Here is a 19,192-nt window from a genome sequence, read left to right on the forward strand (position 1 = left end):
CACTTCCCGCCCTATTGCTGCTGAGCCGACGCCTGCCATGACGCCTGTCCGCCCTACCCGCCTGTCCGGCCTGGAACCCCTGGTCATCACCCCGGACCTGCTGTTCATCAACGTCGGCGAACGCACCAACGTGACCGGCAGCGCGCAGTTCCGCAAGCTGATCAAGGAAGGCCGCTACGAAGAAGCGGTGGACGTGGCCCGCCAGCAGGTGGCAAGCGGCGCGCAGATCCTCGACGTCAACATGGACGAGGGCCTGATCGATTCGGAAGCGGCGATGACCCGCTACCTCAACCTGATCATGTCCGAGCCGGACATCGCCCGCATCCCGGTGATGGTCGACTCCTCCAAGTGGAGCGTGATCGAGGCCGGCCTGAAGTGCCTGCAGGGCAAGAGCGTGGTCAACTCGATCTCGCTGAAGGAAGGCGAGGCGCTTTTCCGCGAACACGCGCGCAAGGTCCTGCGCTATGGCGCCGCCGCGGTGGTCATGGCCTTCGATGAAAGCGGGCAGGCCGATACGTGTGCGCGCAAGGTCGAGATCTGTACCCGCGCCTACCGCATCCTGGTCGACGAGATCGGCTTCCCGCCGCAGGACATCATCTTCGACCCGAACATCTTCGCCGTCGCCACTGGCATCGAAGAACATGACAACTATGCGGTGGACTTCATCGAAGCCACCCGCATCATCAAGCAGACGCTGCCGCACTGCCACGTCTCCGGTGGTGTCTCCAACGTCTCGTTCTCGTTCCGCGGCAACGAAACGGTGCGCCAGGCCATCCATTCGGTGTTCCTGTACCACGCCATCGCCGCCGGCATGGACATGGGCATCGTCAATGCCGGTGCCATGCCGATCTACGATGAGCTGGAGCCGGAGCTGCGTGAGCGCGTGGAGGATGTGATCCTCAACCGCCGCAGCGATGCCACCGAACGCCTGCTGGAGATCGCCGAGCGCTACAAGGGCAGGAAGGGTGCGGCGAAGACCGAAGACCTGGCCTGGCGCGACAAGCCGGTGGCGCAGCGCCTGGCGCATGCACTGGTGCACGGCTTGGATGCCTTTGTCGAGGAAGACACCGAGCTGGCCCGGCAGGCCTCCAGCCGCCCGCTGGACGTGATCGAAGGCCCGCTGATGGACGGCATGAACATCGTCGGTGACCTGTTCGGCGCCGGCAAGATGTTCCTGCCGCAGGTGGTGAAATCCGCGCGTGTGATGAAGAAGGCCGTGGCCTACCTGCTGCCGTACATCGAGGCGGAGAAGGCGCGCAGCGGCGACACTGCCAAGAGCAACGGCAAGATCATCATGGCCACGGTGAAGGGCGATGTGCATGACATCGGCAAGAACATCGTCGGCGTGGTCCTGGCCTGCAACAACTTCGAGGTGGTCGACCTTGGCGTGATGGTGCCGGCGCAGAAGATCCTCGATGCCGCGCGCGAGCACAATGCCGACCTGATCGGCCTGTCCGGTCTGATCACTCCCTCGCTGGAGGAGATGAGCCACGTCGCCCGCGAGATGGAGCGCCAGGGTTTCAATCTGCCGCTGCTGATCGGCGGCGCCACCACCTCGCGCGCGCACACCGCGTTGAAGATCGACCCGCACTACAAAGCGCCTACGGTGTGGGTGAAGGACGCCTCGCGCGCGGTCGGCGTGGCCCAGTCGCTGATCTCGCGCGACCTGCGCGAAGCCTTCGTTGCCGCCAACGAGGCCGACTATGCCGAGATCCGGGCACGGCACCGCAATCGTGGCGATGCCAAGCGCCTGGTGTCGCTGGAACATGCACGCGGGCAGAAGTTCCAGGGCGACTGGGGGAACTACACGCCGCCCGCACCGAAGCAGCCAGGCCTGCACGTCTTCGATGACTATCCGCTGGCCGAGCTGGTCGAGTACATCGACTGGACGCCGTTCTTCCAGGCCTGGGAGCTTGCCGGCAAGTTCCCGGCGATCCTCACCGACGAGATCGTCGGCAGCCAGGCCAGCGAGCTGTACCGCGATGCCCGCGCGATGCTCGACCGCATCGTCGGCGAGAAGTGGCTGACCGCCAAGGCCGTGTTCGGCCTGTGGCCGGCCAACAGCGTCGGCGACGACGTGCGCGTGCAGCACCCACAGGGCGAGACCACCCTGCACTTCCTGCGCCAGCAGGTGGACAAGCCGGCCGAGCGTCCGGATTTCTGCCTGGCCGATTTCATCGCGCCGACCGACAGCGGCAGGCAGGACTGGATCGGCGCGTTCGCGGTCACTGCCGGCATCGGCATCGATGCCCACGTGGCGCGCTTCGAAGCCGAGCATGACGACTACAACGCGATCCTACTGAAGGCCCTGGCCGATCGCTTCGCCGAAGCCCTGGCCGAGCGCCTGCATCAGCGTGTACGCACGGAATTCTGGGGTTATGACCAGGCCGAGACGCTGGACAACGACGCCCTGATCGATGAGCAGTACCGTGGCATCCGCCCCGCTCCCGGCTATCCGGCGTGCCCCGAGCACAGCGAGAAGCGGCGCCTGTTCGATCTGCTGCGGGCCGAGGCCAACGCCGGCATGGAACTGACCGAGAGCTTTGCGATGCTTCCGACCGCCGCGGTATCGGGCTACTACTTCAGTCATCCGCAAAGCCAGTACTTCGTGGTCGGGCGCCTCAGCCGCGAGCAGGTCACCGACTACGCCCGGCGCAAGGGCGTGGAGCGCGCCCAGGCCGAGCGCTGGCTGGCCTCCAACCTCGACTACGATCCCGAATGACACAGAATGGGGACGGAGGGGATCAAGTCGCTTGTGGCACAAATGACTTGATCCCCTCCGCCCCCTTTTTGCTTCATCATGCCGCGATGAATGTTCCTGCTGCCCGCCTCTCCAGCTTCTATCTGTTCTACTACGCGGCACTCGGCGCGTTCACTCCGTACTGGAGCCTGTTCCTCACTGCACGCGGGATGAGCGTGACCGCCATCAGCGTGATGATGGGGCTGTGGTATGCCACGCGCGTGGTTGCACCCAGTGCCTGGACCTCGCTGGCAGCCACCTCACCGCGGCCGATCCGACTGTTGCGCATCGGCTGCGTGCTGACCCTGATCAGCTTCGCCGCATTCCTGCTGCCTCTGCCGCAGCCATGGATGTATCCGGCGATGATCGTGTTCTGCTTCTTCTACAACGCGGTGATGCCGCAGTTCGAGTCGATCACCCTCACCCATCTCGGCAGCGACAGCCATCGCTACGGCCTGATCCGGGTCTGGGGTTCGCTTGGGTTCATCGCCATCGTCACCCTGTTCGGCTGGCTGATCGAAGGTGACGGCACCGCCGGCCGCGCCGGGCTGCTGCCCTGGATGATGCTGCCGCTGTTCGTCCTGCTGGTCGCCTCGGCCTTCAGCAACCACTACGCACGCGACATCGGCAGGACCGGCGGCGATGCCAGCGGCTTCTGGCAGATCGTGCGCCGCCCGCCGGTGCTGGCGTTCTTCCTGGCCGCTTTCATGGAGCAGCTCTCGTTCGGCCCGTACTACACCTTCTTCTCGGTCTACATGGACCACCACGGCTATCGCACATCCACGCTCGGCCTGCTCTGGACCATCGGCGTGGTGTTCGAAGTGGGCGTGTTCTTCACCATCGGCCGCTTCTTCCGCCGCTATGACGCCAGCTGGATGCTGCTGATCGCGCTGGTCAGTTCCTGCCTGCGCTGGGCCGTGACCGCACTGTTCCCGGAAAACCTGCCGGTGATGCTGCTGGCGCAGACCGCGCACGCGCTGGGCTTTGCCGCGTTCTTCGCCGCGGCGATGCAGATGCTGGCGATCTACTTCCCCGGACGCCTCAATGGCCATGGCCAGGGCCTGCTGTACGGTTTCTCGTCCGGTGTCGGCGGCGTGCTGGGCGCGCTCATCGCCGGCCAACTGTGGAAGATCGACGAGGGACGCACGGCCTTCCTCGCAGGTAGCGGATTCGCTCTGGTCGGCGCACTGCTGTGCTTCTTCGCGCTGAGCCTGCCGTTGATCCGTGCACGCCACAGCACTGCGCGCGTCCGGTAACGAAAACGCCGGGCAATGCCCGGCGTTCTCATCGTGCAGCAGGTGCAGTTACCAGACCAGGTCGTCCGGTACCTGGTACTGCGGGTCCGCGTAGGGATCTTCCTCGGCCGGCGCGTTCGGATCGACCTTCAGTGCCACCGATGCGGCAAACACCGCTTCGGACTGTGCCAGCACTTCGGCGGTCACCAGCAGGTAACGGCCATTGAGCTGGACCACGCCCAGCTCACCGGCATTGAGCGCGGTCAGCTGTTCGGCGGTCACGTAGATGCGCTTGATCTTGCCGCCATACGGGAAGTGGCGAGCGATATCAGCCGCCTCGGAGTTCAGGCCCTTGTCCTTCAGCAGTTCTTCCAGCTTGGCCTTCGCCTCGCGGCGCACGCGTGCTTCTTCCTGCTTCAGGCGCTCGGTCTCGATGCGCTCCTCCTTCTCACGCTGCGCACGGATGGCATAGGCCTTGGCCAGATCCATCTCTTCGGCGCTGCGCGGCTTGCGCGGGCCCTGCTGGCCCGGGCCACGCGACTGGCCGGGCCTGCCCGGGCCACCGTGGCCATGCCCGCGACGCTCACCGGGCTTGTGCTCGCCCTTGCCAGCGCCCTGCGGCTTTCCATTGCCGTTGCCACCCTTGCCCTGCGGGCGGCCATCACGGCGGGGGCCATCATTCTTGCGCTCGGGCTTGGGCGCGGGCTTGAAGCCCAGGCCCATCAGCTGGTCGCGGAGGGTATCGCTCATAGGATTCGGATCAGTAGTGCGGCGGCGGTGGTTCGCTCGCCGGATCGGAAGAATTCAGTGCGTTGCGGACCTTGCCCAGGTCCTCCAGCAGCACACGCAGCACGTCGGCGTTGCGCATGCCCTGCATGCGGGCATCGGCCAGCGCATCGCTCAATTCGGCAAGCGCCTGTTCCTGGAAGGACACGCGCATTTCCAGTTCGACCAGGCGCGCTTCCAGCGCCTGCTCGCGTTCGGTCGGCAGCAGGTCAGACATGCAGCGAACGCCCCCGGCCAATGCCGTAGTACGCCAGGCCGGCAGCTTCCACTTCGGCAGGATCGTACAGATTGCGTCCATCGAACACCGCCGCGTCCTTCAGCTGCTCGCGCAGCTTCTGGAAGTCGGGGCTACGGAACTGCTTCCACTCGGTGACCACCACCAGCGCGTCGGCCCCTTCGAGGGCCTCATCAGCACTGCTGCAGAACACCAGGTCATCGCGCTCGCCGAAGATGCGCTGCGATTCATGCATCGCTTCCGGGTCGTAGGCACGCACCGTGGCACCGCCCTCCCACAGCTGCGCCAGCAGGCGACGGCTGGAGGCTTCACGCATGTCGTCGGTGTTCGGCTTGAAGGCCAGGCCCCACACGGCAAAGGTCCTGCCGCGCACGCCTTCGTCCTCGCCCTTGTCGTAATGACGCTGGATGAGGGCGAACAGGTGGCCCTTCTGCGCATCGTTGACCGCTTCCACCGCGTTCAGCAGCTTCGGCTCAAGACCATGTTGCTGGGCGGTGCGGGCCAGCGCCTGCACGTCCTTGGGGAAGCAGGAGCCACCGTAGCCGGCGCCCGGGTAGATGAAGTGCCAGCCGATGCGCGGGTCCGAGCCGATACCCTGGCGGACCTGCTCGACGTCGGCACCGACGCGCTCGGCGATGTTTGCGATTTCGTTCATGAACGAAATCTTGGTCGCCAGCATCGCGTTCGCCGCGTACTTGGTCAGCTCGGCCGAGCGCACGTCCATTTCCACCACGCGGTCGTGGTTGCGGTTGAACGGCGCATACAGACGACGCATCACCGCGACAGATTCCTCGCTGGTCGCACCAATGATGATGCGGTCCGGGCGCATGCAGTCGGCGACCGCGTCGCCTTCCTTCAGGAATTCCGGGTTGGACACCACGTCAAAGGTGATGTCCGCGCCACGCGCGGCAAGTTCTTCAGCAATGGCCGCACGCACCTTGTCGGCGGTGCCCACCGGCACCGTCGACTTGTTGACCACCACGGTCGGCACACTCATGTGCCGGCCAATGGTACGGGCCACGGCCAGTACGTACTGCAGGTCAGCGCTGCCGTCCTCGTCCGGCGGGGTACCGACGGCGATGAACACCACCTGGCCATGCGCGATCGCGGACGCGGCATCGGTGGTGAATGCCAGCCGCGACGCGGCGTGGTTGGCCTTCACCATCGGCTCCAGGCCGGGCTCATAGATCGGGATGATGCCCTGGTTGAGGCCATCCACCTTGGCCTGGTCGATATCGACGCAGACCACCTGATGACCGACATCGGCCAGGCAGGTACCGGTCACCAGACCTACATAACCGGTACCGAAAATCGCAACGCGCATGTCCGTGCAGGCTCCGTGGTGGCTTACGGCAGGACGCCCAGCAGCTCGACGTCGAACGTCAGAGTCGCGTTCGGGCCGATCGGGCCACCCGGCGTACCGTTCTCGCCATAAGCCAGATTGCCCGGGATCCAGAAGCGGTACTTCGAACCGACCGGCATCAGCGCAACGCCCTCGGTCCAGCCCTTGATCACCTGGTCCAGGCCGAACTCGGCCGGCTGACGACCATAGGAGCTGTCGAACACGGTGCCGTTGAGCAGCTTGCCTTCATAGTTCACGCGCACCTTGCTGCTCGGCAGCGGGCGCTCGCCGCTACCCGGGCGGATGACCTGGTACTGCAGGCCCGAGGCCGTCGTCACGACACCCGGCTGGGTCTTGTTCCTGGCCAGGAAGGCATTGCCTTCTTCGCGGTTGGTCTGCGCAGCAGCGGCAGCCTTGGCCTGCATTTCAGCCTGCTTGCTGCCCATGAAGGCCTGGATGGTGGCGGTCGCGTCAGCTTCCGTCATCTTCGGCTGGCCCTTGGTCAGGCCGGTGCTGATCGCGTCAAACAGCGAGGCAACATCGATGTCGTCCTTCAGCTGCGCCAGCGACGGGCCCACAGAGTAGGAACCGATCATCTGCGACACCTTGACGCGGTCGACCTTCGGCGGCTGCGAACCCGGCGCCATGCCCGGCACCTGCTGGCCGCTGCGGGCCATCACGACCTGGCGCAGGGCCGCGTCGGTGGCCTTGGCCTGTTCCTGGGTGATCTGCGGCTGCAGGCCTTCGAACGAACGCTCCACGGCGGTGCGCAGCGCGGCCACGTCGATCTCATCGGCGATCGGGGTGAACGACTTGGCCACGTCCAGGCCGATGGCGTAGCCGAGCTTCTGCTTGGGGGAATTCAAGGTTGCGGTCTCCTTGGCGGCTGCGGGGGCAGCCGATTGTTGCGACAGAGCGACACCTGAAGTGCCCATCGCCAGAATCAGAACCGACGCCGCGGCGCCGCGCATTCCCATCTTCATTCGCTGCATTCCTGGAAGTGTCTGGGCGCCGACGTCGGCGCGAAAAGAAGCATTGTCGCACGCATGCCGTCGATGTCGAGGCATCCGTGCCGGATATCAATGTGCGGCCGCTGTGGCCAGCGCCTTGTCGATGGCCGCAGTCAGCTGCGGATCATCCGGCGTCACCTTGCTGGCGAACTGGGCGATGACCTTGCCATCGCGGCCGACCAGGTACTTGTGGAAATTCCAGCCCGGGGCCACGCCGGTGGCCGCGGTCAACCGTTGATAGAGCGGCGTCGCCTCCGCACCGACCACGTGCACCTTCTCGAACATCGGGAACTTGACCCCGTAGGTGAGCGTGCAGAAATCCTGGATCTGCTTCTCGTCACCGGGCTCCTGGCCCTTGAAATCGTTGGACGGGAAGCCGAGCACGGCAAAACCTCGGCCGGCATAGCGCTTCTGCAGCGCCTCCAGGCCTTCGTACTGAGGGGTATAGCCGCACTTGCTTGCGGTATTGACCACCAGCAGCACCTGTCCGTGGTAGCGCTGCTGCAGGTTGACCTGCTGCTTGCTGGCCAGCGGGCGGTAGTCGAGGTCGAGAAGATCGGCCGCCAGCACGTGGGTGGAACCGGCCAGGCCGGCTACCAGCAGGGTCAGCAGGGACAGGCCGCGCAGGCGGCGCGGCATAACGGTCGGCAAAGGCATCGAGAGCAGTCCGCGGTGGCCATTCACAGGGCCGGCCGGTAGCGGCCGGAGTCGGCCGAACTATAGCACCGGGCCCCCTTCCCCCTTGCTGCAAGGGGCGCCTGTGGCTTTGCGCGGCGTGGCGCTTTCCTGCACGACCCGCCAGCAACGGCGCAGTAATGACATAGCATGGACAACGCTGAATGGAAGGCGGGCCTGGGTCGGCCCGCGCCAGAACCGGATTTCCCTTCCGAATCAATCGGATAAACGGATATTTCAGCGATTTGACCACCCCTGCCATCAGTTGGGGACGGCAAGGGGTTGCACGTAGGCGTGCCGGTGTTATAGTTGCATACAACACCAGTCACCTGAGACAGGGGGAAGCCATGAACGCCCGGATCCGTCGCAACCTCACCGCACCCGCGGCCGCTGCTGTTTCGACCCTGATCGTGCTGGCCTGGCTGGCCACGCCCACCGCCCCCGCCTCGTCCGACAGTGCGCAGGATGCAATCGCTACACCGGCCGGGAACGCCGATTCCTCCCCCCCTCCCCCGCGTCGGCTGCACAGCTCCCTGTCCATGCCGTATTTCTCGTTCGCCCAGCCGCTGACCCCACGGAGCTGAATATGAGCGACATCCAGTGGAGCGACGGCGCTCCCATCTACCGTCAGTTGAAGGAGCGCGTGATCGCCATGATGCTCGACGGAATCCTCAAGCCGGGCGATGCCCTGCCTTCGGTGCGCCAGGTGGCCGCCGATTACCAACTGAACCCCATCACCGTTTCGCGCGCTTACCAGGAACTGGCCGACGAAGGTCTGGTCGAAAAGCGCCGCGGGCTGGGCATGTTCATGACCGAGCAGGCCGCCACGCAGCTGCGCAGCAGCGAGCGCGAGCGCTTCCTCAATGAAGAATGGCCGGCCGTGCTGGAGCGCATCCAGCGCCTGGGCCTGAGCCTCGACGAATTGCTGCCCCAGGGGAAAGTCTGATGAATAGCACCGCAAGCGAACCGGTCATCACCGCCCGCGGCCTGCGCAAGGCCTACAAGTCCACCGTTGCCCTCGACAGTGCCAGCTTCAGCATTCCGAGCGGGCGCATCGTCGGCCTGATCGGTCCCAATGGCGCCGGCAAGACCACCGCGCTGAAGGCCATTCTTGGCCTCACCTCGGTGGAAGGTGAGTTGAGCGTGCTCGGGCGCGACCCGCGGCTGCACCGCGACGAACTGATGAACGACATCTGCTTCATCGCCGACGTCGCCGTGCTGCCGCGCTGGCTGAAGGTGCGCGAAGCCATCGATTTCGTCGCCGGCGTGCATCCGCGCTTCGACCGCGCCCGCTGCGAGCGCTTCCTGGCCAACACCAAGCTGCAGCCGAAGCAGCGCGTGCGCGAGCTGTCCAAGGGCATGATCGTGCAGCTGCACCTGGCACTGGTGATGGCCATCGATGCCCGCATCCTGGTACTGGACGAGCCCACCCTGGGCCTGGACATCCTGTACCGCAAGGAGTTCTACCAGCGCCTGCTGGAAGACTATTTCGACGAGCAGAAGACCATCATCGTCACCACCCACCAGGTGGAAGAGATCGAGCACATCCTCAGCGACGTCATGTTCATCCGTGATGGCCGCATCGTGCTCGATGCGGAAATGGACGAGGTCGGCCAGCGTTACACCGAACTGCTGGTCAACGCCGACCAGCTGGAGACCGCGCGCGCCCTGAAGCCGATCGACGAACGCAGCCTGGCGTTCGGCAAGACCGTGATGCTGTTCGACGGCGTACCGCGCGCCCAGCTTTCCACCCTTGGCGAGACCCGCAGCCCGGGCCTGGCCGACCTGTTCGTCGCCGTCATGAAGGGGACCTACGCATGAATGCCGTCAACCATCCCGTCAGCCCCCTCGGCACGCTGCGCTGGCTGCTCAAGCGCGAGTACTGGGAAAACCGCGGCGGTTTCCTGTATGCCCCGCTGATCGCCGGCCTGATCTCGCTGGTGATGAGCACCGTCGGCATCGCCTTCGGCCTGTTCGCGCTGAACCGCGCGGCGCGCAACGGTGCGCTGCATGTCGATGGCGAGAGCGTGAACGTCAATGGCCTGGACCTGGCGCTGCTCACCCGCAACATCGACGGCAAGGACCTTGCCGACCTCGGTAACGGCCTTGACCTGACTCTGGTGCTCAGCTCGGCATGGCCGTTCCTGGTGCTGGCCTTCGTGGTGTTCTTCTATTGCCTCGGCGCCCTGTACGACGACCGCCGCGACCGCAGCATCCTGTTCTGGAAGTCGTTGCCGCTGTCCGATACCCAGACCGTGCTGTCCAAGGTCATCAGCGCACTGATCGTGGCACCGCTGATCGCGGTGATTGCCGGCATCATCACCATGTTCGGCTTCATGCTGATCATCAGCATCGTCGCGCTGATGCACGGTGGCAGCCCGATGGCGCTGATCTGGGGGCCCGCCAGCCCGTTGACCCTGGCCGCTGGCCACCTGAGCTGGATTCCGGTCTACGCGCTTTGGGCCCTGCCCACTGCAGGGTGGCTGCTGCTGTGCTCGGCCTGGGCCAAGAGCAAGCCGTTCCTGTGGGCGGTGATGCTGCCACTGTTTGCCGGCGTCATCGTCAGCACCACCAAGATCATGCCGCTGTTCGGCCTGACCACCGGCTGGTTCTGGCAGAACATCGTCGGCCGCCTGCTGCTGGGCGGCGTGCCCGGCATGGACCTGCTGTACCGCCTCGGCGCAGGTGAAGGTTCGCGCCGCGACCTGGATTCGGTGGTCAGCCTGATGTCCCCCGCCTCTCAGCTGAAGTCGCTGGCGATGCCGGAGCTGTGGATCGGTGCGGCCGTCGGGGCACTGTTCATCTTCCTCGCCATCCGCCTGCGCAAGCGCGCCGGCGAGATCTGATTCCATCCACCCGGAGGCACCACCCATGCGTTCTTTGCTCGCCTGTTCTGCGTTGTTGCTGTTGCCGTTGTCGGCGCTGGCCGCCGATGCTCCGAACTGCAAGTTCACTGCCGCCCGCGCGCTGAAGCTGGACGTGGCCGGTGCCAAGACGGTGGTGTTCGAGGTCAACCAGCATGACCTGAAGGTGGTCGCCAGCGCTGGCGGCGGCCAGCTGGACGGCCGCGCCTGCGCGTCCAGCCAGGAATGGCTGGACCAACTGGTACTGGACCAGCGCAAGGTGGGCGACAAGCTGGTGGTGAGCCTGCGCCGCGAAGGCCGCCAAAGCGGCATCAGCCTGGGCAACAGCTACGCCTGGCTGGATATCCGTGGCAGCGTGCCGGACAACCTGCCGCTGCAGTTCAAGGTCGGCTCGGGTGACGCCAGCGTGGAAAACGCACAGTCGCTCAGCGTGGACGTCGGCTCCGGTGACGCGGTGGCCCGCGGTACCCGTGGCAGCATCCACGCTGCAGTGGGTTCCGGCGACCTCAACATCGATGGCGGCAGTTCGCTGAATCTGCTGTCGCTGGGTTCGGGCGACGTCAATGCCCGCAACATCGGCGGCGATGCCATCACCGGCACTGTCGGTTCGGGTGACCTGAAGATCACCGATGTGCGTGGCAACACACGCCTGGATACGGTCGGCTCCGGCGACATCGAGTTCAAGCGCGTGCAGGGCAGCGTCGAAGTCGGCGTGGTCGGCTCCGGTGGCATCGATCTGGCCGATATCGGCGGCAACGTGCATGTGCGCAGCCACGGCTCGGGCGACATCCAGGTGGACGGCGTACGCGGCAGCCTGACCATCGATCACAGCGGCAGCGGCGATATCGAACACCGCAACGTCAGCGGCCGGGTCACCCTGCCGCGCAGCAAGTAATCCTCTTCCACACACGTCCAGGGGAACATCATGAACCTGTTGCGCCTGCTGCCCGCCACCCTGCTGTGCCTGCCGCTGATCGCCTGTGGTGGCACGTCCTCCGCCCCCGACAAGAGCGTCGGCAAGAGCGTCGCCGAAGCCACCAGCGGCGTCGGCCAGACCGTCAAGGAAGCCATGGACGATGCCCGCAAGGACATCGCCCAGGGCAACATCAAGATCTCGGCCGACAAGCAGCCGCGTGCGGAGATCACGCCGGATGGCCGCCTGCTGATCGCCGGCAAGGAGGTCGCCGCCAACGACGTCCAGCGCCGCCACCTGCAGGAGTACCGCGGTCACGTGGTCGCCGTTGCGATGGCGGGCATGGATGTCGGGCTGGCCGGCGCCAAGCTCGGCGCCAACGCCGCCGGTGAAGCGCTGAAGGGCATCTTCAGCGGCGACAGCGAAGGGGTGGAGAAGCGCATCAACGCCGAAGCCGCCAAGATCGAGGCCCAGGCCAAGCGCATCTGCGATCGCCTGCCGGCGATGCTGGCCAGCCAGCAGGCACTGGCGCGCGAGCTGCCGGCGTTCAAGCCCTACGCGACGATGGACCAGAGCGACGTGGACGACTGCGGCAAGGACAACTCGGTCACGTTCTCCAACTGAGACAAATCGACGCACCCGACCGGCTGCGGCCTTCCGTTGCCGGTCGGGCACTGTCGGCGGGCTTACAATGGGGGCCCCGGATGCCCCCGAACCGAACGCCATGAAGAAGTTGTTCCTGCTGCTGGCCACCCTGCTCTGCCTGGGTCTGGTCGGCTGCGACAAGGATTACCGCAATCACCGCGCCGAGCGCGGCAAGCCCAAGATTTCCGTCAGCGAAGGCATGGTGACCGTGCGCCGCCCGCCGGCACCGAACATCATCATCCTCGGCGACGGCACGATGAAGGTGGACGAGATCCAGATTCCGCTGGACGACGGGCAGAAGCAGATGCTGCAGACGATGTTCGGCAAGCTGCAGGTGCTGCGCCAGAACACGCTGGTGGCCGCACCGGCCGATCCGAACATGCAGCCGGTGAAGATCCAGCCGCCGGAGGGCATGGAGGTGATCCCGGCCGACCTGATCCAGCGCATCCCCGAGTTCAAGGATTACACCGACACCTTCGGCAACATCGTCGCCGACCGTCGCTGAAGAAAAACGCCGCCCGAGGGCGGCGTTCTTCGTTTCCGTAGAGTCGAGCCATGCCCGACTCCGGAACAACCGTCGAGCGTGGCTCGACTCTGCAACCGGCAGATCACCCCCCGGCGCCACCACCGCCAGCCTGGATGCCACCAGCAGTCAGCGCAGTCGGGTCCAGCAGGCGACGCAGCTCGGCCTCGTCAAGCCCGCTGTCTTCCAGCGCCACGTCCAGCACCGGGCGCTGTTCCTTGTAGGCACGCTTGGCAATCGCCGCTGCCTTCTCGTAGCCGATGATCGGGTTCAGCGCGGTGACCAGGATCGGGTTGCGCGCCAGCGCCTCGGCCACGCGGTCCTCGCGCACCTTCAGCCCTGCGATCGCGCTGTCGGCCAGCAGCCTGGACACATTGGCCAGCAGGCCGATGCCATCGAGCAGGTTCACCGCGATCAACGGCAGGGTGACGTTGAGCTGGAAGTTGCCGGTCTGCCCGGCCACGGTGATCGCGGTGTGGTGGCCGATCACCTGCGCGCAGGCCATCACCGTGGCTTCCGGAATGACCGGGTTGACCTTGCCCGGCATGATCGAGCTGCCCGGCTGCAGTGCCGGCAGTTCGATCTCGCCCAGCCCGGCCAGCGGACCGGCGTTCATCCAGCGCAGGTCATTGGCGATCTTGATCAGTGCCACGGCCAGCGCATTGAGCTGGCCCGACAGTTCCACCGCATCGTCCTGCGCGGCCAGGCCTTCGAACTTGTTCTCGGCGCTGTCGAACTTGAAGCCGGTCTGCTGCTTCAGCGCCTTGGCCACCTGCGCGCCGAAGCGCGGGTCGGCGTTGATGCCGGTACCGATGGCGGTGCCGCCCAGCGGCAACCGGCGCACGCGCTTGAGGCTGTCTTCGATGCGCTCCTGCGCCGAGGCCAGCTGCGCCGACCACGCACCGAATTCCTGCTCGAAGGTGAGCGGCATCGCGTCCATCAGGTGGGTACGGCCGGTCTTGACCACCTTGCGCAGGCTGCGGCCCTTCTTGTCCAGGGTCTTGCGCAGGTGCACCAGCGCCGGCAGCAGCTGCTCGTGCGTCGCCAGCACCGCCGACACCCGCAGCGCAGTCGGAATCACGTCATTGGAGCTCTGCCCCTGGTTGACGTGGTCATTGGGATGCACGGTGGTCTTGCCCGCCTTGCCGGCACGGTTGGCCAGGGTGGCGATGACCTCATTGGCATTCATGTTCGACGACGTGCCCGAACCCGTCTGGTAGACGTCGATCGGGAACTGCGCGTCCCAGTTGCCGGCGGCCACTTCGGCAGCAGCGGTCTGGATGGCCTTGGCCACATTCTTCGGCAGGTGGCCCAGCTCGGCGTTGACGCCGGCGGCTGCGCCCTTGACCAGGCCCAGGGCGCGGATGAAACCGCGCGGCATGCGCTGGCCCGACACCGGGAAATTCTGCACGGCGCGCTGGGTCTGCGCGCCCCACAGGGCATCCGCAGGCACCTGCAGCTCGCCCATGCTGTCGTGTTCGATTCTGAAACCCTTGCTTGCAGCTTTGCTCATTGCATCAACTCCGCACTACTTCAGTTGGGGAAAGGGAAGCGGCGGCTGGCAGGGTGTCGCTTCCCGGGCTGGCGGCTGCGGCCACAATACTCCCTTGCCCGCAGCATGGGATGACGAGGGCGGGCCAGATCGTTCCACCTGCACGGCCGTTCTGCGCGCGCAAGGGTAGTGCCGGCCGCTGGCCGGCAACCACGCCCGGCCTACGCCGCCATGGCTTGCCGGCCAGCGGCCGGCACTAGCTGACCGGCACGTCGTAGAATATGGCCCCCGCCGCTCGTCCCAGCCCTGCCGACATGTCCGATTCCGCCCTGCTCGCCCTGTCCCCGCTCGATGGCCGCTACGCCGGCAAGGTCGACGCCCTGCGCCCGATCTTCTCCGAATACGGCCTGATCAAGGCCCGCATCGTGGTCGAGGTGGAATGGCTGCTGGCGCTGGCCGCCGAACCGGGCATCGTCGAACTGGCGCCGTTCTCCGACGCCGCCGTCGCCCGCCTGCGCGAGCTGGCGGCCCGCTTCAGCCCGGCCCAGGCCGCGCGCGTGAAGGAGATCGAGCGCACCACCAACCATGACGTCAAGGCGGTGGAGTACTTCATCAAGGAACAGCTGAAGGACGACGCCGAGCTGGCTCCGGCGCTGGAATTCGTGCATTTCGCCTGCACCAGCGAAGACATCAACAACCTCAGCTACGGCCTGATGCTGGAACAGGCCCGCCGCGAGGTGCTGCTGCCGACCCTGGACGGCATCGCCACCACGCTGCGCAACCTCGCCCACGCCCAGGCCGGCCAGCCGATGCTGTCGCGCACCCATGGCCAGACTGCCTCGCCGACCACGCTGGGCAAGGAGCTGGCCAACGTGGTCGCGCGCCTGGAGCGCCAGCGCAGGCAGATCGCCGCGGTCGAGCTGACCGGCAAGATCAACGGCGCGGTCGGCAACTACAACGCCCACGTGGCCAGCTACCCGGACGTGGACTGGCCGGCCTTCGCCGAGCGCTTCGTGACCGGCCTGGGCCTGGTGTTCAACCCGTACACCACGCAGATCGAGCCGCACGACAATGTTGCCGAGATCGGCGATGCCGCGCGCCGCGCCAACATCATCCTGATCGACCTGGCCCGCGACATCTGGGGCTACATCTCGCTGGGCTACTTCAAGCAGCGGCTGAAGGAAGGCGAAGTCGGCTCGTCGACGATGCCGCACAAGGTCAATCCGATCGATTTCGAGAATGCGGAAGGCAACTTCGGTATCGCCAACGCGCTGTTCGAGCACTTCAGCGCGAAGCTGCCGATCAGCCGCTGGCAGCGTGACCTGACCGATTCCACCGTGCTGCGCGCACTGGGCACCGCGTTCGGCCACAGCCAGGTGGCGCTGGATTCGCTGGCCAAGGGCCTGGGCAAGCTGGAGGTGAACCCACAGCGCCTGGACGCCGATCTGGACGCGGCCTGGGAAGTGCTGGCCGAGGCCGTGCAGACGGTGATGCGTCGCCATGGCCTGCCGAACCCGTACGAGCAGCTGAAGGCGCTGACCCGTGGCCAGGGCATCACCGCCGAGTCGATGCGTGCGTTCGTGCAGGGGCTGGAGCTGCCGGCGGATGCGAAGCAGCGCCTGCTGGAGATGACCCCGGGCAGCTACACGGGTCTGGCCGAGGCCCTGGCGAAGAAGATCTAAGGGGTTCCTTTGCGGCGGCGGCCGCGAGCGCTGCCTGCGGCAGGCAACTGCAACAGCAACGGCAACAGCAACAGCGATCCAGGCTCTGGGTTGCTGCGGGCTGGGCGGGGCGGGAGGGGCCAGCGGGACACGCCGTGAACCCATCCATGGGGGCTCGATGGCGCCATCCATGGCGCCAACGGTCCCGCTGGCCCCTCCCGCCCCACCTCTGACAGATTTCCGGTGACGGATCGAAGAGCGTGGAGGTTGTCGAAACGGAATTTGAAAGAGGGACGCGGCTTCGCCGCGTCCCTCTTTTGTTTTGGGATGAGCAAGCGCAGCGTGCGACCCGCTGTTGCCTTTGATTTTCTTCTTCCATTCCGTGGCGGGCCGCGCAGGAAACTGTCAGGGGCCGGGCGGGGTGGGTTCGCGGGACCGTTGGCGCCATGGATGGCGCCATCGAGCCCCCAGGGACGGGTTCACGGCGTGTCCCGCGAACCCACCCCGCCCGGCCCAGCCCATGAAGCCAGCGCTTTGCGCGACCAACCACCCCGCCACGAGGGGCTCCGCCGTTGGCCGGACACCCCGCGACAAACCCGCGCACGTGCGCAATCCCCACGAACGGCGGACAATGGAACCCTTGGCGGCCCGCTGCGCCGCCCCTCCCGCTTTCCGCTGCAAGGATTCCCCCATGGCCGCCCGCAAGTCCTCCGCCCCCCTCATCGAAGTCACCGCCCGCCCCGGCCAACCGCTGGGCATGGCGCCGGCCACCTTCCTGCGCGACTTCTGGCAGAAGCGCCCGCTGCTGATCCGCAACGCCTTCCCCGACTTCCAGACCCCGGTGCAGCCGGAAGACCTGGCCGGGCTGGCCTGCGAAGAAGGCGTGCTGGCGCGCCTGATCGAGCACGACAAGACCCAGGACGGCTGGCGCGTGCGTACCGGCCCGTTCCAGGAAGACGTGTTCCCCGCCCTGCCCGACCATGACTGGACCCTGCTGGTACAGGACGTGGACAAGTGGGACCCGGACGTGCGCGCCCTGATCGAGCACTTCAGCTTCCTGCCGCGCTGGCGCATGGATGACGTGATGATCAGCTTCGCCGCCACCGGCGGCTCGGTCGGCGCCCACGTCGACCAGTACGACGTATTCCTGCTGCAGGCCCACGGCCACCGCCGCTGGCAGATCGATGCCAGCGAATCGATCAAGGGCAGGCAGCCGCCGCTGGGCTTCCGCCCCGACGTGGAGCTGAAGCTGCTGAAGGTGTTCAAGCCCACCCACGACTGGGTGCTGGCGCCGGGCGACATGCTCTACCTGCCGCCGAACGTGCCGCACCACGGCGTCGCCGAAGACCCCTGCCTGACCTTCTCCTTCGGCATGCGCGCGCCATCGTCGGCCGAACTGATCAGCGACTACCTGGACACCCTGATCGCCGATGCCGACGAGAACATCCGCTACCAGGATGCCGACCTGAAGGTGCCGGCCGACCCGAACGAGATCGACACGGTGGCGATGGCGCGGGTGATCACCGCGCTCAATGCCATCCGCATGAACGATCCAGACAAGCTGGGTGACTGGTTCGGCCGTTTCATCACCACCTACCGCGCCGCTGGCGAAGTGATGGCTCACCAGGCCGCACCGGCACCGGAGGAAGTGGTCCAGGCCCTGGCCTCGGGCCTGCTGCTGCAGCGTCATCCGTGGGCACGCCTGGCCTGGCGCCGGGCCAAGCGCGGCGCCAGCCTGTACGTCAGCGGCCAGGACTTCGCGCTGCCGGTGAAGGACGCGCAGCGCCTGGCCGGCGCCGAGCAGCTCGATGCCGCCGCCTATCGCGGCCTGTCCGACAAGGGCCGCGCGGTGGTCCAGCAGCTGTTGGTCGGTGGCGTGTTCCAGCTGATCGATCCGAACGAGGTGTATGACGCTGAAGATGAGGATGACGGCGAAGACGCCGTGGTGCTCGGCGAAGTGGTCGAAGGCCGTGACCGTGTCGACGCGATCGACGCCGACGCGGTGTCCGACGACGTCCACACCGTGACCGTGCACGACGACGGCATCGAGGTCATCGTCAACTTCGAGGATCACGACGAAGACGACAGCGACGACGGTCGCGCCTGAGCCCTGCCATGGTCCGGGTCCAGCAGGTCAGCCACGCCGACGCCCACGTCGCCATCCACGACGTGCGCCAACGCGTGTTCGTGCAGGAACAGGGCATCGCCGCCGAGCTGGAACGCGATGCGCTGGACCCGCTCAGCGCCCATGTGCTGGCGCTGGACAGTGACAACCAGCCGGTCGGCACCGGTCGGCTGGCCCCGGACGGCCGCATCGGCCGCATGGCGGTGCTGGCCAGCCATCGCAGCCACGGGGTCGGTGAGGCCCTGCTGGAGGCACTGGTCGAGGCCGGGCGCAGGCTCGGCCTGGCCGAGCTGCACCTGCACGCCCAGCTGCCCGCCCGCGATTTCTATGCCCGCCAGGGCTTCCTGCCGGAAGGCGAGGTATTCGAGGAGGCCGGCATCGGCCACCAGCAGATGCGACGCCGGTTGGGCGCGGCCAGTGCCATCGACAGCCGCGAGCAGGCGGTGGCCATCACCACGGCCATCGTCCACCGCGCCCGCCGCCAAGTGTGGCTGCACAGCCGTCAGCTGGACCCGGGACTGCTCGACGCGCCGCCGGTACAGGCCGCCCTGCGCCGCTTCGTCACCGCCCGCCACGACAAGCAGCTGCGGGTGATCGTGCACGACGCCGCCGCCATCGCGTCTGCCGGGGCACCGCTGCTGGCCTTGGCCCAGCGCCTGCCCAGCGTGATCCAGTTCCGCGAGGTCACCGACCCGATCGACCGTGCGTTGGCTTCGGCCTGCCTGCTCAACGACGCCGGCGACTTCTACTTTCGTCTGATCGGTCATCGCCTCGACGGCGAGGCAGGCGTCGCGCTGCCTGCACGTTCGCAGCCGTTCGAGCAGCAATTGCAGCGGGTCTGGGACCGTTCGCGCGATTGCAGCGAACTGCGTGCGCTCGGCATCTGAGTGGGTACCGCCCACTCAACCTGTCTGGAAGCGGCACCGGGGGACCCGGGATGCCCGTT

The 19,192-nt window shown here is 66.5% G+C and carries 18 protein-coding genes; 12 read left to right on the plus strand and 6 right to left on the minus strand.

The features are described 5' to 3' along the window. Positions 1-37: 37 nt before the first annotated feature. Both metH and Q9Q79_RS13265 read left to right on the plus strand, forming a co-directional pair. Positions 38-2,722, plus strand: a complete 2,685-nt coding sequence (gene metH, locus Q9Q79_RS13260; RefSeq protein WP_049448980.1) for a methionine synthase — start codon at positions 38-40, stop codon at positions 2,720-2,722. An 86-nt stretch (positions 2,723-2,808) separates the two neighbouring features. Continuing rightward, positions 2,809-3,996 carry an MFS transporter gene (locus Q9Q79_RS13265; RefSeq protein WP_111117868.1) on the plus strand — a complete coding sequence of 396 codons (1,188 nt, stop codon included), beginning with the start codon at positions 2,809-2,811 and terminating at the stop codon, positions 3,994-3,996. Positions 3,997-4,044: 48 nt separating this feature from the next. Here the strand turns inward: Q9Q79_RS13265 and Q9Q79_RS13270 are convergent, their stop codons facing one another. The 5 genes from Q9Q79_RS13270 to Q9Q79_RS13290 all read right to left on the minus strand — a co-directional run bounded on the left by Q9Q79_RS13270 (position 4,045) and on the right by Q9Q79_RS13290 (position 8,005). Then, positions 4,045-4,725 (minus strand): DUF2058 family protein, encoded by a 681-nt coding sequence (locus Q9Q79_RS13270; RefSeq protein ID WP_005410255.1) that lies wholly within the window; start codon positions 4,723-4,725, stop codon positions 4,045-4,047. Positions 4,726-4,735: 10 nt separating this feature from the next. Next, a complete protein-coding gene (locus Q9Q79_RS13275; protein ID WP_005410256.1) occupies positions 4,736-4,978 on the minus strand; it encodes a SlyX family protein in 243 nt (80 codons plus the stop codon). Next, a complete protein-coding gene (locus Q9Q79_RS13280; protein WP_005410257.1) occupies positions 4,971-6,320 on the minus strand; it encodes a UDP-glucose/GDP-mannose dehydrogenase family protein in 1,350 nt (449 codons plus the stop codon). The genes Q9Q79_RS13275 and Q9Q79_RS13280 overlap by 8 nt, the downstream gene beginning before the upstream one ends. Before the next feature lie 23 nt (positions 6,321-6,343). Beyond that, a complete protein-coding gene (locus Q9Q79_RS13285) occupies positions 6,344-7,321 on the minus strand; it encodes an FKBP-type peptidyl-prolyl cis-trans isomerase (protein ID WP_005410258.1) in 978 nt (325 codons plus the stop codon). Between the two features lie 96 nt (positions 7,322-7,417). Next, positions 7,418-8,005 carry a glutathione peroxidase gene (locus Q9Q79_RS13290; protein ID WP_062607389.1) on the minus strand — a complete coding sequence of 196 codons (588 nt, stop codon included), beginning with the start codon at positions 8,003-8,005 and terminating at the stop codon, positions 7,418-7,420. A 365-nt stretch (positions 8,006-8,370) separates the two neighbouring features. Here Q9Q79_RS13290 and Q9Q79_RS13295 point away from each other — a divergent pair, with 365 nt between their 5' ends. The 7 genes from Q9Q79_RS13295 to Q9Q79_RS13325 all read left to right on the plus strand — a co-directional run bounded on the left by Q9Q79_RS13295 (position 8,371) and on the right by Q9Q79_RS13325 (position 12,950). Next, the gene (locus tag Q9Q79_RS13295; protein ID WP_062607391.1) at positions 8,371-8,607 is read left to right on the plus strand and encodes a hypothetical protein; all 237 of its coding nucleotides are present in this window, start codon (positions 8,371-8,373) and stop codon (positions 8,605-8,607) included. A 2-nt stretch (positions 8,608-8,609) separates the two neighbouring features. Continuing rightward, positions 8,610-8,969 (plus strand): GntR family transcriptional regulator, encoded by a 360-nt coding sequence (locus tag Q9Q79_RS13300; RefSeq protein WP_005410261.1) that lies wholly within the window; start codon positions 8,610-8,612, stop codon positions 8,967-8,969. Continuing rightward, on the plus strand, positions 8,969-9,844 hold the full coding sequence (locus Q9Q79_RS13305) for an ABC transporter ATP-binding protein (RefSeq protein WP_005410262.1): 876 nt from the start codon (positions 8,969-8,971) through the stop codon (positions 9,842-9,844). Before Q9Q79_RS13300 ends, Q9Q79_RS13305 begins: the two co-directional genes overlap by 1 nt. Next, entirely contained in the window at positions 9,841-10,869 is a 1,029-nt protein-coding gene (locus Q9Q79_RS13310; protein WP_049459368.1) for an ABC-2 transporter permease, read from the plus strand. The genes Q9Q79_RS13305 and Q9Q79_RS13310 overlap by 4 nt, the downstream gene beginning before the upstream one ends. A 25-nt stretch (positions 10,870-10,894) precedes the next feature. Next, a complete protein-coding gene (locus Q9Q79_RS13315; protein ID WP_062607396.1) occupies positions 10,895-11,782 on the plus strand; it encodes a DUF4097 family beta strand repeat-containing protein in 888 nt (295 codons plus the stop codon). Positions 11,783-11,812: 30 nt separating this feature from the next. Then, complete coding sequence (locus Q9Q79_RS13320) at positions 11,813-12,424, plus strand: hypothetical protein (RefSeq protein WP_005413931.1); 612 nt, start codon at positions 11,813-11,815, stop codon at positions 12,422-12,424. Between the two features lie 100 nt (positions 12,425-12,524). Continuing rightward, positions 12,525-12,950, plus strand: a complete 426-nt coding sequence (locus Q9Q79_RS13325) for a hypothetical protein (protein ID WP_005413932.1) — start codon at positions 12,525-12,527, stop codon at positions 12,948-12,950. 103 nt (positions 12,951-13,053) lie between these two features. On the opposite strand, the gene Q9Q79_RS13330 is transcribed toward Q9Q79_RS13325, so the two are convergent. Continuing rightward, on the minus strand, positions 13,054-14,481 hold the full coding sequence (locus Q9Q79_RS13330) for a class II fumarate hydratase (protein WP_012480781.1): 1,428 nt from the start codon (positions 14,479-14,481) through the stop codon (positions 13,054-13,056). A gap of 293 nt (positions 14,482-14,774) precedes the next feature. Here Q9Q79_RS13330 and purB point away from each other — a divergent pair, with 293 nt between their 5' ends. From purB to Q9Q79_RS13345, 3 genes are all read left to right on the plus strand, one after another. Next, the gene (purB, locus tag Q9Q79_RS13335) at positions 14,775-16,142 is read left to right on the plus strand and encodes an adenylosuccinate lyase (RefSeq protein WP_012480782.1); all 1,368 of its coding nucleotides are present in this window, start codon (positions 14,775-14,777) and stop codon (positions 16,140-16,142) included. A gap of 670 nt (positions 16,143-16,812) precedes the next feature. Then, positions 16,813-18,228, plus strand: coding sequence for a cupin domain-containing protein (locus Q9Q79_RS13340; protein WP_038645462.1), 1,416 nt, complete (start codon positions 16,813-16,815; stop codon positions 18,226-18,228). Positions 18,229-18,236: 8 nt separating this feature from the next. Then, the gene (locus Q9Q79_RS13345) at positions 18,237-19,133 is read left to right on the plus strand and encodes a GNAT family N-acetyltransferase (protein ID WP_024956655.1); all 897 of its coding nucleotides are present in this window, start codon (positions 18,237-18,239) and stop codon (positions 19,131-19,133) included. The last annotated feature ends 59 nt before the right edge of the window (positions 19,134-19,192 follow it).

This window comes from Stenotrophomonas sp. a6 (genome assembly GCF_030913325.1).
GTDB classification, from domain to species: Bacteria; Pseudomonadota; Gammaproteobacteria; order Xanthomonadales; family Xanthomonadaceae; genus Stenotrophomonas; species Stenotrophomonas maltophilia.